The organism is Nonomuraea sp. NPDC003754, assembly GCF_053605785.1.
Map to the genome: position 1 here is coordinate 1 of NZ_JBSGJX010000061.1, position 13,984 is coordinate 13,984.

General features: G+C 71.4%; 13 protein-coding genes. 5 read left to right on the plus strand and 8 right to left on the minus strand.

Annotation, left to right across the window (positions count from 1 at the left end; translation table 11 throughout):
- On the minus strand, positions 1–443 hold a 443-nt coding region (locus ACWEVS_RS42275; protein WP_452556563.1), incomplete at its 3' end, for a GAF domain-containing protein.
- 225 nt (positions 444–668) lie between these two features.
- Here ACWEVS_RS42275 and ACWEVS_RS42280 point away from each other — a divergent pair.
- Together ACWEVS_RS42280 and ACWEVS_RS42285 are read left to right on the plus strand one after the other, a co-directional pair.
- Positions 669–3,182 carry a cation-translocating P-type ATPase gene (locus tag ACWEVS_RS42280; RefSeq protein WP_452556509.1) on the plus strand — a complete coding sequence of 838 codons (2,514 nt, stop codon included), beginning with the start codon at positions 669–671 and terminating at the stop codon, positions 3,180–3,182.
- Between the two features lie 192 nt (positions 3,183–3,374).
- Positions 3,375–3,746: an isoamylase early set domain-containing protein gene (locus ACWEVS_RS42285; protein WP_449930400.1), complete on the plus strand. Its 372-nt coding sequence runs from the start codon at positions 3,375–3,377 to the stop codon at positions 3,744–3,746.
- 116 nt (positions 3,747–3,862) lie between these two features.
- Here the strand turns inward: ACWEVS_RS42285 and ACWEVS_RS42290 are convergent, their stop codons facing one another.
- The 4 genes from ACWEVS_RS42290 to ACWEVS_RS42305 all read right to left on the minus strand — a co-directional run bounded on the left by ACWEVS_RS42290 (position 3,863) and on the right by ACWEVS_RS42305 (position 7,637).
- Positions 3,863–4,942, minus strand: coding sequence for a carboxylate-amine ligase (locus ACWEVS_RS42290; RefSeq protein WP_452556511.1), 1,080 nt, complete (start codon positions 4,940–4,942; stop codon positions 3,863–3,865).
- Between the two features lie 145 nt (positions 4,943–5,087).
- On the minus strand, positions 5,088–5,477 hold the full coding sequence (locus ACWEVS_RS42295) for a DUF1876 domain-containing protein (protein WP_452556513.1): 390 nt from the start codon (positions 5,475–5,477) through the stop codon (positions 5,088–5,090).
- A 437-nt stretch (positions 5,478–5,914) separates the two neighbouring features.
- On the minus strand, positions 5,915–6,838 hold the full coding sequence (locus tag ACWEVS_RS42300; protein ID WP_452556515.1) for an NADP-dependent oxidoreductase: 924 nt from the start codon (positions 6,836–6,838) through the stop codon (positions 5,915–5,917).
- Positions 6,839–6,911: 73 nt separating this feature from the next.
- Positions 6,912–7,637, minus strand: a complete 726-nt coding sequence (locus tag ACWEVS_RS42305; RefSeq protein ID WP_452556517.1) for an SDR family oxidoreductase — start codon at positions 7,635–7,637, stop codon at positions 6,912–6,914.
- Positions 7,638–7,742: 105 nt separating this feature from the next.
- Between ACWEVS_RS42305 and ACWEVS_RS42310 the strand changes: the two genes are divergently transcribed.
- Positions 7,743–8,582 (plus strand): LysR family transcriptional regulator, encoded by an 840-nt coding sequence (locus ACWEVS_RS42310; protein WP_452556519.1) that lies wholly within the window; start codon positions 7,743–7,745, stop codon positions 8,580–8,582.
- Here ACWEVS_RS42310 and ACWEVS_RS42315 read toward each other — a convergent pair.
- From ACWEVS_RS42315 to ACWEVS_RS42325, 3 genes are all read right to left on the minus strand, one after another.
- On the minus strand, positions 8,579–8,713 hold the full coding sequence (locus ACWEVS_RS42315; RefSeq protein WP_452556521.1) for a hypothetical protein: 135 nt from the start codon (positions 8,711–8,713) through the stop codon (positions 8,579–8,581). The two genes, ACWEVS_RS42310 and ACWEVS_RS42315, sit on opposite strands and share 4 nt — an antisense overlap.
- A gap of 265 nt (positions 8,714–8,978) precedes the next feature.
- Positions 8,979–10,481: an FAD-dependent monooxygenase gene (locus ACWEVS_RS42320; protein WP_452556523.1), complete on the minus strand. Its 1,503-nt coding sequence runs from the start codon at positions 10,479–10,481 to the stop codon at positions 8,979–8,981.
- Positions 10,482–10,554: 73 nt separating this feature from the next.
- Positions 10,555–11,157: an acyl-CoA-like ligand-binding transcription factor gene (locus tag ACWEVS_RS42325; RefSeq protein ID WP_452418151.1), complete on the minus strand. Its 603-nt coding sequence runs from the start codon at positions 11,155–11,157 to the stop codon at positions 10,555–10,557.
- A gap of 298 nt (positions 11,158–11,455) precedes the next feature.
- On the opposite strand from ACWEVS_RS42325, the gene ACWEVS_RS42330 reads away from it, so the two are divergent.
- Both ACWEVS_RS42330 and ACWEVS_RS42335 read left to right on the plus strand, forming a co-directional pair.
- Positions 11,456–13,333, plus strand: a complete 1,878-nt coding sequence (locus ACWEVS_RS42330; protein WP_452556525.1) for a LamG-like jellyroll fold domain-containing protein — start codon at positions 11,456–11,458, stop codon at positions 13,331–13,333.
- Between the two features lie 95 nt (positions 13,334–13,428).
- Entirely contained in the window at positions 13,429–13,971 is a 543-nt protein-coding gene (locus ACWEVS_RS42335) for a TlpA family protein disulfide reductase (protein ID WP_452556527.1), read from the plus strand.
- The last annotated feature ends 13 nt before the right edge of the window (positions 13,972–13,984 follow it).

Genomic DNA, 13,984 nt, shown 5'->3' on the forward strand with positions numbered 1-13,984 from the left:
TTGCCGAACACCTCGTCCCGCACCCTGATCGGCACCCCGAGAAACGTCCCCATCGGCGGATGACCCGGCGGGAAACCGTACGACTCCGGATGATCGCAGATCCGCCCCAGCCGCAACGGCCGCGCATCCTTGATCAACAACCCCAGCAGACCCAGCCCGTGCGGCCAGTGCTCGATCCTGGCGATCTCCTCCTCGCTCAACCCCACCGGGATGAACTGCAGAAGCGTCCGCTCCTCCCCCACCACGCCCAGCGCCCCGTAACTGGCGTCCACCAGATCGGTCGCCGTCTCCACGAGCCGGCGCAGCATCGTCTCCAGATCCAGGTCACTGCCCACCGACACCACCGCGTCCAGCAAGGCGTGCACCCGGTCACGGGTGGCCAGCACGGCGTTCAACCGGACCTGGAGTTCGGCCAGCAGCTCGTCGAGTCGCATGTTCGGCATGAGTGGATCGGGCACGTTTCACATCTTCTCAGCAGCGCGGCGAGGGGTCACCCTTGGCGTGCTCTTCGCTGCCCGGCGGTCCCGCCGGTGTGCGGCACGCCACCTCGCACGGCCGGGTATCGGGGACCTTCGTCCCTGTTCAGGCCGCGCGGCACGCCGAAGACTGAGATCACGTGCCAGGCACTCGACGAAGACACTCGACGGAGACACCGGAGGACGGGCAGGATGTCGGCGACCACCACCGCGCCCCACGGGCTCTCATCGGCCGAGGCGGCTGACCGCCTTGATCGCGACGGACCGAACCTGCTGCCGGAGAAGCCCCCGGTGCCGCTGTGGCGCCGGATCCTGTCCCAGCTGCGCGATCCGCTGATCCTGGTGCTGCTGGTGGCCGTGGTGCTGACCATCGTCACCGGCGACTGGAGCGACACGACGGTGATCATGCTGGTGATCGTGGTCAACACCGCGGTCGGTGTGAGCCAGGAGATCAGGGCCGACCGTGCCATCACGGCGCTGACGCGGCTCACCGCCCCGGCCGCCCGGGTGATCAGGGACGGCGTGGAGCAGCACGTGCCGGCCGCCGACGTGGTGGTGGGCGACCTCCTGGTGCTGGCCGAGGGCGACATCGTGCCCGCCGACGCCAGGGTGACGCAGTCGGCGGCCCTGCTCGTCGACGAGTCGGCCCTGACCGGTGAGTCGGTCCCCGTGGAGAAGGCGCGTGAGGAGCAGGTGTCGTCCGGAACCGTCGTGGTGCGGGGCCGTGGGCGGGCGGTGGCCGGCGCGACCGGCGTGGCCAGCGCGACCGGCCGGATCGCCGCCCTGATGGCCCAGGGGTCGGGCCTGACCCCGCTGCAGCGGCGCCTGATGGGGGTCGGCCGCCTGCTGGCCGGCGTCACCGTCCTGCTGTGCACGCTGGTGCTGGCCCTGGGGCTGGTGCGCGGCCAGCCGATCGAGCTGATGGTGATCACGGCGATCAGTCTGGTGGTCGCCGCCGTACCGGAGTCGCTTCCCGCCGTCGTGACCTTGAGCCTGGCTCTGGGCGCCCGCCGGATGGCCGCCCGCAATGCGCTGGTGCGCAGGCTGCCCGCGGTGGAGACGCTGGGATCGGTGACCGTGCTGGCGACCGACAAGACCGGCACGCTGACCGAGGGCCGCATGGTGGTCAGGCGGCTGTGGACACCCGCCGGTGAGGCGGCGGTCTCCGGCTCGGGCTACGCGCCGGACGGCGAGATCACCCGGGAGGGAACCCTCGATGACCGGAGCCTCACCGGCCTGCTGACCGCGGCGGCGCTGTGCAACGACGCCACCCTGTCCGCCGGCGACGAGGGAGAGTGGATCGCGATCGGCGATCCCACCGAGGCGGCGCTGCTCGCGGCCGCGGCCAAGGCGGGCCTGCGCCGTCCGGAGCTGGAGCGCGGCCTGCCCCGGTACGCCGAGATCCCCTTCGACAGCGGGCGCAAGCGCATGACCACCGTGCACCGGCGGGCCGGTGGCCGGGGCGCCGTGGTGCTGTGCAAGGGCGCCCCGGAGGCGCTGCTCCACGCGGCTGCCCTCGTGGACGAGCCCGCCCTGCTGGCCAGGGCCAGAGCGCGGGCCGACGAGCTCGCCCGGGACGGCTACCGGGTGCTGGCCGTCGCCAGGGCCGACCTGGCCGACGTACCGCAGGACGCCGAGGAGCGGGGCCTGTCCCTGCTCGGGCTCGTCGCGATCATGGATCCGCCGCGCGCCGCCGCGGCGGCGACCATCGCCGCGTGCCGGCGGGCGGGCATCCGGCCGGTCCTGATCACCGGCGATCATCCGGGTACGGCTCGCGCCATCGCCACCGACCTGGGCATCATCGACGCCGGCGACGCCGTGGTCGACTGCCGCGCCGCCGGGGGGCTCGACGGGCAGAACGCCGCCGTCTACGCCAGAGCCACCCCCGAGGAGAAGCTGGTCCTCGTCCAGAGCATGCGCGAACGCGGCGAGATCCTCGCCATGACCGGCGACGGCGTCAACGACGGGCCCGCCCTGCGCCGCGCCGACATCGGGGTGGCCATGGGCAGGCGCGGCACCGAGGTCGCCCGTCAGGCCGCCGATCTGGTGCTGGCCGACGACGACCTGAACACCGTGGTGGCGGCGGTCGAGGAGGGTCGCCGGGTCTACACCAACATCCGCCGCTTCCTGGTCTACGGCCTGTCCGGCGGCGCGGCCGAGATCGCCGTCATGCTGCTGGGCCCGGCCGTCGGCCTCGCGCTTCCGCTGCTGCCCGCCCAGATCCTGTGGATCAACCTGCTCACCCACGGGCTGCCCGGGGTGGCGCTGGGCGGCGAGCCCGCCATCCCGCAAGCCATGGCGACACCGCCCCGTCCGCCGTCGCAGAGCATCCTGGGCGCCGGGCTGTGGCAACGCGTCGTCCGCGTCGCCGTCGTGCTCACCGCGGTCTGCCTCGGTGTCGGCGTGTGGGCCTACCAGACGGACCGCCCCTGGCAGAGCATGATCTTCTTCGCTCTCGGCGCCGCCCAGCTCGGCGTGGCGCTCGGCTCCCGCACCCGGCCGGGCTCGCTGGCCAACCCGCTGCTGCTGCTCGCCGTCGCGGGCGCCTTCGTCCTGCAACTGGCCGGGCTGTACCTGCCGCCCCTGCGGGAGCTGCTCGGCACCGAGCCGCTGGCCGCGGGCGATCTCCTCGTCGTCACGGCGCTGTCGGTCCTCGGCTACGCCGCCGCGCGCCTGGACCGGATCCTGCACCGATCGCGGAAGTGACGTCGGCGGTGGGTAGGACCGTTCGCGGGCGAGGTGACGTCCGGGCAGCGGCGAAAAGCCCGGAATCGGGGGTGAACGTGCTTTCGCGGTCAAGAGCCTGTCATGGACGGCGTGGCTCCGTTGTCCGGGTACGCGGACTGCCGTACGACGGCAGGAGACATCACCAGTCATCACTGCATGCAGGGGGAAAAGATGATCTCGCGCGGTAAGCCGGACAAGAATGCCATGGTCGCGATCACCTTCTCGTTGCCCGGCGAGGTCACCGGGCCGGTCTCAGTCGTCGGCGACTTCAACGACTGGGACCCCTACGTCCACCCGATGACCAAGGGCCCCGACGGCCGGCACGCCGTCACCGTGACGGTGCCGCAGGGGCTCACCTTCGCCTTCCGCTACCTGCGGGACGGCGGCATCTGGTTCGACGACCCGCAGGCCGACGAGTACGACGCGCGGGGCGGCATCCTCCACGTCCCGGCCGCGGACGCCGGCCGTCCGGCCGCCAAGGACGGCAAGGACAGCAAGGACAGCAAGGACAGCAGCGACGAGCCCGAGCCGGTGTCGGCCTGAGGCGCGGTGTGATCGTCGCCCGGTCGCCGTCCGGCTCGGTGCCGCGACGGCGGCCGGCTTGGCACCACGACGGCGGCCGGCCCTTCCAGACATAGAGGGCCAGGGCGCGCTGGTGGTCAGACCAGGCAGGTGCCGCGGGACAGGGCGGCGACCGCCGAGCCGAGCGTGGCCTCGGCCATGAGCTTGGCGAACGCGGGAAGCGTGCCGGCCCGCTGCCACAAGGCCCGCTGCCGGTCCGCGCCGGTGCCGCGATGGACGAAGGCGGCCAGCAGCGTGCAGACCGGCTCGGCCAGGGCGACGCGGTCGGGCAGCGCGGCCGCCGCGCCGAGCCCGTGCCGGGCGGCGGCCGACAGGTCCGCGGCCACCTGGTCGTCGGTCAGCGGCGTGACGGGCACGCCCTCCCGGATGTCCGCCACGGCGGCGGCCATCAGCTCCCGCACCAGCGCGGCGACGAGCACGGTGTCGTCGACGCTGAGGCAGGTGTCCATGACGCGCACCTCGACGGTCGGGTAGCGGGGTGACAGCCGGGCGTGGAAGTAGGCCGAGCGCTCGTCCAGGATCTTGCCGGTCCTGACCAGCTCGCGCACCTCGGCGTCGTACTCCTCGACGTCGCGCCAGGCGCGGGGGGCCACCGCCGACGGCCATCGCGACCAGCGGAGGTACCGCCGGCTCGCCCAGGCGGTGTCCCGGTGTCCGGCGATGGGCGAGTTGGCGCTGATGGCGAGCAGCGTCGCCAGCCATGGCCGCAACCGCCCGATCACCTGCAGTCCCAGCTCGCGCGACGGGACGCCGACGTGCACGTGGCACCCGCAGGTGCCGGTCGTGGCCACCAGCCGCGGATAGCGCTGGGCCAGCCGCCGGTAGCGCGGATGGTCGGTGAGGGGCACCAGGTCCGGGAGGAATCCCGGTGCGACCCCGGAGGCCACCAGATGGCAGCCGACCTGCTCTGCCGCCGTCGCCGCGATCACGCGCCGGCGGGCGACCTCGCGCTCCACCTGGTCGATCGTCGCGCAGACGCCGGTGACCGTCTCGAGCTGATAGCGCAGAGCCTCGGGTTTGATGCCGTCGTGGCCGTCGAGACCGGCCAGTACCTGCGTCGCCATGGGAGCGAGCACGCCGGTGTCCGAGTCGAGGAGGAAGAACTCCTCCTCGACCCCCAACGTCAGCGGGAACGCGCCGGGGTCCGACCGTGTCATGACTCCAGTATCGGCGTCTGGAACGTTCCGTACAGGGGGCTGAGGTCCCGGATCCGGCGCCGAAGAGCCCGGCCGTCCGTCACGTCCGTCACATTCGTCAGCGTGGCGCCCGTGTCCCGCGCGGGTAGTGAGCAGGCACGGGTGTTCACCACGACCATTTGGGCATCGGAGCGTCCACGAAGCGGGCGATGTCGCGCTGCGTGACGACGGCCAGCTTGTCGGCGAGATCGGCGAGTGCGCGCGAGGCCGCGAGCTCGTCACCGATCTCGGGGATCGACGGATCGGTCGGATTGCGCCGCGCCCGGCCGGTTCCGGACAGATGCGTGCCCTCCCTCGTGATGAGTTCGGCCTTGGCCGTGGTGTCGTCTCCGTCCTCGGCGATGTAGATCTGCACGGTCCACTGTTTGGCTTTCATGGTGCCGCTTTCCTCAGCCAGGGTTTCGGCTCTCCGCGATGGAGACTTCACTCCCATCCACCCCCGCTGCGAGCCGGCTGCCAAGAGGCGAAAGGCCCCGGATGCGGCGGCGAAGGTCACGTCCCGCACCTCCCGCCGCCCAGGCGCACGGCGGTGACCTTGTACTCCGGGCACGACGCGCGCCTCCGCACAGCTCCTCACGCAAGAACTCTCGCAGCAGCGGCACCTCCAGCGCCTGCGTGTGGAAGGCCGCGCTCACCCCGTACGCGCACGCGTACAACAGCACCCGCTGCAACGCCTGACCCGCCGCGAGCCACTCCGACCTGCCGTCCTTCGCCGTCGTCAGCACCGCGACCACCCCGGTCGCCACCGCCGACTGCTCGCCCTCGATGCCCCACGGGTAGTCACGCTGCGGGAACCCGGTGTCGGCGGGCTCACGCGGATAGGCGTCGACCGGCACCCCGTCCCGGCGCGCGCTGCCCGGCGGGCGGGCCCACCGACGGGGATCATCCTGCGGTTGAGCAGAGCCTTGAGCGCGCTGCGTCGCATGGTGCCGGTTAGGGTCTGAGCACGATTTTGCCGTGGGTGTGTCGGCGTTCGAGTTCGGTGTAGGCCTGGCGGACCTGCGTCAGCGGGTAGACGTTGGCGATCGGGACTTCGAGGTGTCCGTCGGCGATCAGGGCGGCCAGTTCGGCAAGTACCTCGGCGCCCGGTCTGGCGTTGGTTCCGGGTTCGGTCTTGACTCCGTACTTGGCGGCTGCCGCGAAATCGGCGATGGTGTCGATCCGTTCGACAGCGACGCCGAGGGCAAGGGCCAGTTCGACGTACCCGCCGCCGTGGGTGTCGATGAAGGCATCGATGCCGTTCGGTGCGGCGGCCTTGATCCGGTCGGTGACGCCGTCGCCGTATGCGACCGGGATCACACCGTGTGCTTGCAGCCACTCGTGGTTGTGCCGGCTCGCCAGGCCGATGACCGTGGCTCCGTCACGGCGAGCGAGCTGAACGGCGAGCGAGCCGACTCCTCCGGCTGCCGCGGAGACGACAACGGTCTCCCCCTTGTCGAGTTGCACGGAATGCACTGCCCTCCAGGCAGTCACCCCGGCGACGTACAGGCCGCCAGCCACCTCCCAGGGGACGCCGCTCGGTTTGGGTGTGAGGTTGTCGACGTCGACCAGGACCAACTCGGCCTGGGCGGCCCGCTTCTCGGAGAACCCGATCACCTCGTCGCCGACCGAGAATCGGTCGACTCCGACGCCGACCTCGGCGACGACCCCGGCGAGATCGCTGCCTTGCCCTGACGGAAACGTCGAGGGAAAGATGTCGGCCATCGCGCCGGTGCGTATGGCCGCCTCACCGGGGTTGATGCCTGCCGCCTTGACCCGAATCAGGACCTGCCCGTCGTCAGGCACGGGGCGGTCGACATCGTCGACCCGCAAGACCTCGGTTCCGCCGAACTCGTCGTACCTGACTGCCTTTGCCATTGTCTTGCTTCTCCTTCGATGCACGACGCGCGGCTGACCTCGAGAACGGGAATGGTGGGCACCGGTGTGCTGATCACCAGGGCACAGTTCCGGCGTCGTCGAAGAATCCGCCGGTCGGTCCGTCGTCGGGCAGGGTCGCGAGGTGAATCGCGATGGCCGCGCCCTGTTGTGGTGTGCGGACGCCTCGGAAGCCGTTGAGGTCGGTGGCGGTGAAACCGGGGCAGCCGGAGTTGATCAGGATGTTGGTGTCGCTCAGTTCCTTGACGTATTGAATGGTGAGGGCGTTGAGGAAGGTCTTCGAGGCCAAGTAGGCGGCCGGAACCTGGCCCATGTCGATGCCGGGTGTGGTTTGCAGGGCGAGCGAGCCGACGCTGCTGGACATGTTGACGATCCGTGGTGATGCCGAGTCGCGCAGCATCGGCAGCATCGCGTTGGTGACCCGGATGACCCCGATCACGTTGGTTTCCACGACAGCTCGCACGGTCGCGGGATCGACCGTGGTAGGTGTCTGCGGCATGCCGCCGGTGATCGCGGCGTTGTTGACCAGAACATCGAGCCCTCCGGCATGGCCGGCGATCAGCTCGGCCGCCGCGGCCACACTTGCGTCGTCGGTCACGTCGAGCGGCACACCGAACGCATCGGTCCCGGCCGCGCGCAGCTTCTCCACCGCGGTGTCGCGGCGTTGCCGATCGCGCGCGCCCACACCGATTCGCCAGCCGAGCGCGCCCAGGCCAGCGGCGATCTCGTATCCGATTCCCTTGTTCGCGCCGGTCACCAGCGCGATCGTCCGTTCACTCATACCGTCGATCATGTTGCGGACTCGGGTGGGGCGTCCAAGACCGGTCGGGTGGGCGGCGATACCGCACGGGTATTGGTCGTGGTCAGCGCTGGATACGATGAGCGGGTGGAGACGCGGGAGTTGCGATACTTCGTCGCCGTCGCCGAGGAGTTGCACTTCGGGCGGGCGGCACAACGGCTCGCGATGGCGCAACCACCCCTGTCGCGGGCGATCCAGCAGCTGGAACGGCGGCTCGGAGTCGTTCTGCTGCACCGCACTGCTCGCGCCATCGCCTTGACCGAGGCCGGGTCGGTGCTGCTGCGGGAGGCCCGGACCGCGCTCGACGCGGTCGAAGCCGCCGAGCGGCGAACCCGCCGTGCCGCGGGCGACCAGCCGGGTGTGGTGCTGGCCGCCAAGGCCGGAGCGTCCAGGGAACTGTTGGCGAAGCTTCTGGACGCCTACGCCGCTGAACCGGGCTCCGTGGCAGTCGAGGTGATGTTGTGCGGGCCGGGCGAGCCGGAAAGTCTGCTGCGCACCGGGCGTGCCGACGTTGCTCTGCTCCACCGGCCTTACGACACGACAGCCGGATTCGACACCGAGGATCTGCACACCGAACAGCAGGTCGTGGTCCTGCCCAAGGGTCATCCCCTCGCCAACCGGGCGCATCTGTCGTTGGTCGAGGTCAACGCCCAGACGGACCTGCCCCTGCCGCGCTGGCCTGGACGAGATGGCGGCCATCCGGACGGCCCCGGCCCGCAGGTGCGCGACCATACCCAACTGTTCCAACTGATCGCGCTCGGACTGGCCTGCGCCGTCGTACCCGAGTCGCTCCGAGACCGGCTACGCGACGACCACGCCATCGTGCCGGTGCCGGACGCACCGGCCGTCACGACCGTCATCGCCTGGCCACCACACAGCAGATCCAAAGCCGTCGCCGACCTCGTCCGCACCGCGACACGCCTCTAGCCGATACCCGCGTAGCGCTGCATCTGGAACATCTCAGCGTGCTGGCTGTCGCGCACCGTGCGGGCGAAGTCGGCGACTTCCCCGCCACGATCCGGTGCGTCGCTCCCATCGGCCGGCAGGGCTGCTGCCACCCGGCGGCCGTGGCGGTGGGTTCCGGCCGGCGGTCGGCGGTGGCGAGGACGCCTCCGCTCACCGCTACGGCGGATGCCACAGCTGCGGTTGTCAGCGTCGCCACGGTCATGGAGCGTTTCATGTCATCCCTCCGCCCCTTGAAGGAGGTGCCTGTCTCAGACTCCTCCCCGCCCGCATTCCGCGCCCAGAGCCGTCAGGCCTGCTCGCCGGGGTCAATGGTCCTGCCGGCCAGGCAACGTTCGAAGAACGCCTCCTGCGAGCAGGTCAGGCGGCGGTGAGCGTCAGCGACCAGCGGGCGAGGGCGGCCTCGAGCGACGCGCGCGACTTCTCGTCAGGCTCCGGCACGTCGGTCGCCCAGGCCACGTACCCGTCGGGCCGCACCAGCAGGGCCGTGCAGGACCCGGCGGAGCGTCCCCGCACCTGTGGGTGCCCCCAGTCCCCGCCGGTGAAGTCGATCAGCAGCGGCCCGGCGTCCCTGGTCAGCTCGGCCAGTCGCGCTCCGTCGTCGAGGATCAGGTCGGGCGCCCACCGGCCCACCAGCGGATGGTCGCCTGCGGCGTAGCGGATGTCGTTGCCCGACATGAGATCGGCGACGCGCCGCAGGCTGTCCGGGTCGGCGAGCAGTTCGGTGAACAGCTCGCGCAGCCCGGTGACCTCGCTGCCGGGGGCGACGAGGGCGGCCTGGGCTCGCGTGGACATGATCACTCGCTCGGCGGCCGGGCGGCGCTCGGCCTCGTAGGTGTCCAGCAGGTCCTCCTCGGCCCGGCCGCCGATGACGGCGGCCAGTTTCCAACCGAGGTTGACCGCGTCCTGCAGGCCGAGGTTGAGCCCGGGGCCGCCGATCGCGGAGTGCACGTGGGCGGCGTCACCGACCAGGAGCACGCGCCGGTCGCGGAACCGTTCGGCCAGCCGGGTGTTGCCGCCGGTGAGCTTGCGCAGCAGGTGCGGCCCTTCGCCCTCGGGCGCGCCGAGCTCGATGTCGACGCCGAGCACCCGGCCGATGCTGGCCCGCAGCTCGGGGATGGTCAGCGGCCCTTCGGCGTCCTCCTGGCTCCATTCGGTCGTGGTGACCAGTGGCCACGGGCTGGAGGGCAGCGGCGCGTAGACGAACATGCCGCGCTCGGTGCGGTGATGCAGCATCGGCGGGATCGGACCGTATCCGGGCAGGTCCAGCCCGCCGGTGGCCGGGTCGACGAGCTCGGCGGGCACCCTGGCGTGGGCGGTGCGCGAGATCGTGTGGTCGGTGGTCACCCCGGGGAAGGCGATCTCGGCGAGCTTGCGCGTGATGCTGTGCCCGCCGTCCGCGCCGACCAGGTAGCGGGCCTCGATCCGGTACGGCCCGGCCGCGCCGGAGACCTCGATGACGACGCGGTCCTCGTGCTGGGTGAAGCCGGTGACCTCCTGGCCCCGGCGGATCTCCACGCCGAGCTCGATCGCCCGCTCCTCCAGCATCTGCTCGATCTTGCGCTGTGGGGCCAGCAGGGTGTGGAGCGGGTTGTCCTCGAGCATGCGCAGGTTCAGCGGCAGGGCGCCGAACACGAAACCGGGGGTCGGCGCGGGCGGGTCGGTGGTTCCGGCGAGCCGTTCGTACAGGCCGCGCCGGTCGAGCATCCGCACGACCTGGCCGACCAGTCCGTTGGCCCGGCTTTCCTGGGTGCGCTCGGGGAGCCGTTCCACGACCAGCGGGCGCACGCCGGCCAGGCTGAGCTCGCAGGCCAGCATGAGACCGTTCGGGCCTGCTCCGGCGATGACGACGTCTGTGACCATGACACCTCTCCTAGGGTGTTCGAGGGCATGACGGATCGACCGGCGCGCGGCCGGTTGATCTCGCGGACGGGGGTCAGGGCGTGGGGAGCCCCGCGGTGAGCTGGCGGAAGGCGTCGCGCAGCAGTTCGGCGACCGGAGGCCGCGAGTCGGCACGCAGCAGCAGGTCCGACACCGCCGACAAGACGGCGGCGACCGACCCGGCGACCAGGTGCGGGTAGAGATCGCGGTCGAGATCGGTGCCGGTCCGCTCGGCCACGGTGGCGGCCAGTTCCTCCTGCGCGGCCCGGCTCGCCCGCAGGAGTTCCCCTTGGATCGCCGGGTGCTGCAGCATCAGCCGGATGCCGGCGTTCCAGCCCTCGTCGGAGGGCGCCTCGTCCTCGGTCATGCCGAGGACGAAGCGTGCCGCGACGGCTTGGACGATGGCCTCCCACAGCGGCTCGTCGGCCGGCCTCGCACGCAGTTCCCGCGCGATCTGGGCGGCCCGCTCGCGATGCCGCGCGGCGATCGCCTCCGCCTTGCTCGAGAAGTAGTTGTTGAACGTGCGGGGTGAGACGCCCGCCTCGGCGGCGATGTCCTCCACCTTGACGTTGTCGAAGCCGCGCTCGACGGTCAGCCGGATCGCCGCCCAGCTGAGGGCGATCCGCAGCTCTTCCTTCTTGCGCTCTCTCAACCCCATGAGATCACTCTACACAAAAGTGCGTGCCACGCAATCTTTCGTGACACGCATCTTTTTCGGGGCACGTGGAGACCTCGCAGCCGCCTCTTCCTCGGCGGCGGACAGCGGATCCGCCGTCGCAGGGCGGCGCGGCCGTTCGCTGTGATGTTCACCCGGGCTTCCTCGGCCGTTGCCGGAAGATCAGCCGGGCGCTTCCGTTCACTCCCACAATCAGGACGTGGCTCACGAGACGTGGGCGATTTCCGGGATTTGTGAGACTCCGGATGCCCGCGTGGCAGGCGGAGATGGGGAGCACGGCATGCAGCACCACTCCAGCGGATCGTCGGCCTCCAGCCGCCGCTCGTTCCTGCGGGCCACCGGGCTGGCCGGCGTCGGCACGGCGGCCGCGATGGGCCTGACGGTCACGCCGGCCGCCGCGTCCGAAGCGGCCGCCTCGAGCGAGGCCGGGACGGCCGGATGGCGGCCCGACACGGACAGCCCGCGTTTCACCGTGGCCGTGATGCCGGACACCCAGTACCTCTTCGACGACACGAGCATCAGGCCCGAACCCGTCGAGGCGTCCTTCCGCTACCTGCTGGACAGGGGCCGCGAGGACAACATCGTCTTCCTGGCGCACCTGGGCGACCTCACCCAGAACGGTCTGAAGCACGAGTTCGAGCCGATCGGCAAGGCCTTCGAGCTCCTTGACCGGCGGGGCCTGCCGTACAGCGTGCTGGCCGGCAACCACGACATCGACTCCTCGACCGACGACCAGCGCGGCGCCACGCCGTACCTGGACGCCTTCGGGCCCCGCCGCTTCCGCCGCTCGCGCTCCTTCGGCGGGGCCAGCCCCGACGGGTACAACACCTTCCACACCTTCCGCGCCGCGGGCCGGGAGTGGCTGGTGCTCGCGCTGGACTGGCGGCCGTCGGCGGCGGGCATCGCCTGGGCGGCCGACGTCATCAGGCGGCATCCGACGGCGCCGGTGATCCTGACCGTCCACGAGCTGATCTACGCCGACACCTACGGCGAGGAGGGCCGCTTCTCCGACTTCGGCGCGCAGGTGTGGGACCGGCTCGTCGCGGGCAACGACCAGATCTTCCTGGCCCTGAACGGTCACTACTGGCCGCCCGCGCGGACCACCAGGAAGAACGCCGCGGGCAACGACGTCCACGCGCACATCGCGAACTACCAGAACCGCTACTACGGCGGCGCCGGGATGATCAGGCTCTACCGGTTCGACCTGTCCAGGAACACGATCGACGTCGAGACCTTCTCCCCGTGGCTGCTCGGCCAGGACGACGGCCGCCTCAACGCGCTGGAGCGCCTGGAGATCGAGCAGACGGGCCCGCAGGACTCCTTCTCGGTGGCGATCGACTTCGAGCGGCGCTTCGCGGGATTCGCACCCGTCGTCCCCCGCCCGTCGCGGCCCGCGCCGTCCATGGTGATCCCCGGCACGGTGGCCTACTGGCGCTTCGACGGCGCCCACGAGGACGGCTCGCCCGCCGCCGACACCGTGGCGGACCTGTCGGGCCGCGGCAACGACCTCGCCAAGGTCACCGTGCAGGGCAGCCCCGCGACCGCGCTGACCTGGTCGGCCCAGCACCACCCCGACCAGCCCGGGCACGGCAGCCTCTGCTTCGGCGGCGCCAAGAACCCGCTGCGCGGCGCCTACCTGCAGACCGTCCCTACGGCGCCGATCAACACCGCCACCTTCCCCACCGGCTACACCGTCGAGGCCTTCGTCAAGCTGCCCGCCGACTGGGATCCGGGCCAGAACGGCTGGGCGGCCCTGCTCAGCCGTTGGGGGCTGAGCAGGGAGGCGGGCAAGACGCAGGGCGACCCCGACGAGCCGGTGGCCACGCTCAGCCTGTCGCCGGGCCGCGAACCGCAGTGGGCCGTCTACCCGGTGAACCTGCAGGGACCCGTCACCAACTGGGGGCACGAACTTCCGCTCGACACGTGGTGGCACGTCGCCGTCGTGAACGACGGCCGCCACACCACCATGTACGTCGACGGCTGCCCCGTCGCGCGCAACCCCGCCACCAAGGCGGTGGGCCTGTCCACGGTGGGACAGCCGTGGCTGCTGGGCGGCTACGAGTACGGCGGCAAGCTGGACCAGGTGCTGCACGGCTGGGTCGGCGACGTGCGCATCGTCGACCGGGCCCTGCCGGTGGAGCAGTTCATGAACGCGTGACGCAGGCCGGGTGCCGGGCAGGGCTCGCCGCGGGTCGCCGGCCGGCGGCGACCTGCGGCAGGTCGCCCGGGTGCGGGGGTTACGCTGGAGTGGTGGTGGGGACCCGTACCGCGGCGGTCCTCATGACCGCCGCGTTGCTGACGGCCGCATGCGGAGCGCAGGGGGACGGCCCGGCCGGCGCGCTGCCCACCTGGCCGTCGGCCCCCGCCGCCGCTTCCGCCCCGGAGACCGTTCCCGCCGCGTTGAGGTTCACCGCCAGGACCCTGGACGGCAAGGATTTCAAGGGCGAGAGCCTGGCGCGAAAGCACATCGTCTTCTGGTTCTGGGCGCCGTGGTGCGGGAACTGCTGGGACGAGGCGCCGGCGGTCAGGGCGGCCGCGGCGAAGTTCGGTGACGTCGCCTTCATCGGTGTCGCGGGCCTCGACACCGAGGCGGCGATGAAGGACTTCGTCCAGCGCACCAAGACCGGCACCATCGTCCAGCTCTCCGACGACAAGGGCGTGGTGTGGACCAAGCTGGGGGTCACCGAACAGTCCACTTTCGTGTTCATGAGGCCGGACGGCTCGACCAGGCGGACGTTGGGGCCGCTCACCACCGAAGAGCTGGCCGGTTATGTCACCGCGACGCTGGCCGGCTAGCACGACGCCCCCG

Coding starts and splice junctions, on each gene's coding strand:
- ACWEVS_RS42280 (WP_452556509.1), top strand. CDS start 669: ATGTCGGCGACCACCACCGCGCCCCACGGGCTCTCATCGGCCGAGGCG.
- ACWEVS_RS42285 (WP_449930400.1), top strand. CDS start 3,375: ATGATCTCGCGCGGTAAGCCGGACAAGAATGCCATGGTCGCGATCACC.
- ACWEVS_RS42290 (WP_452556511.1), bottom strand. CDS start 4,942: ATGACACGGTCGGACCCCGGCGCGTTCCCGCTGACGTTGGGGGTCGAG.
- ACWEVS_RS42300 (WP_452556515.1), bottom strand. CDS start 6,838: ATGGCAAAGGCAGTCAGGTACGACGAGTTCGGCGGAACCGAGGTCTTG.
- ACWEVS_RS42305 (WP_452556517.1), bottom strand. CDS start 7,637: ATGAGTGAACGGACGATCGCGCTGGTGACCGGCGCGAACAAGGGAATC.
- ACWEVS_RS42320 (WP_452556523.1), bottom strand. CDS start 10,481: ATGGTCACAGACGTCGTCATCGCCGGAGCAGGCCCGAACGGTCTCATG.
- ACWEVS_RS42325 (WP_452418151.1), bottom strand. CDS start 11,157: ATGGGGTTGAGAGAGCGCAAGAAGGAAGAGCTGCGGATCGCCCTCAGC.
- ACWEVS_RS42330 (WP_452556525.1), top strand. CDS start 11,456: ATGCAGCACCACTCCAGCGGATCGTCGGCCTCCAGCCGCCGCTCGTTC.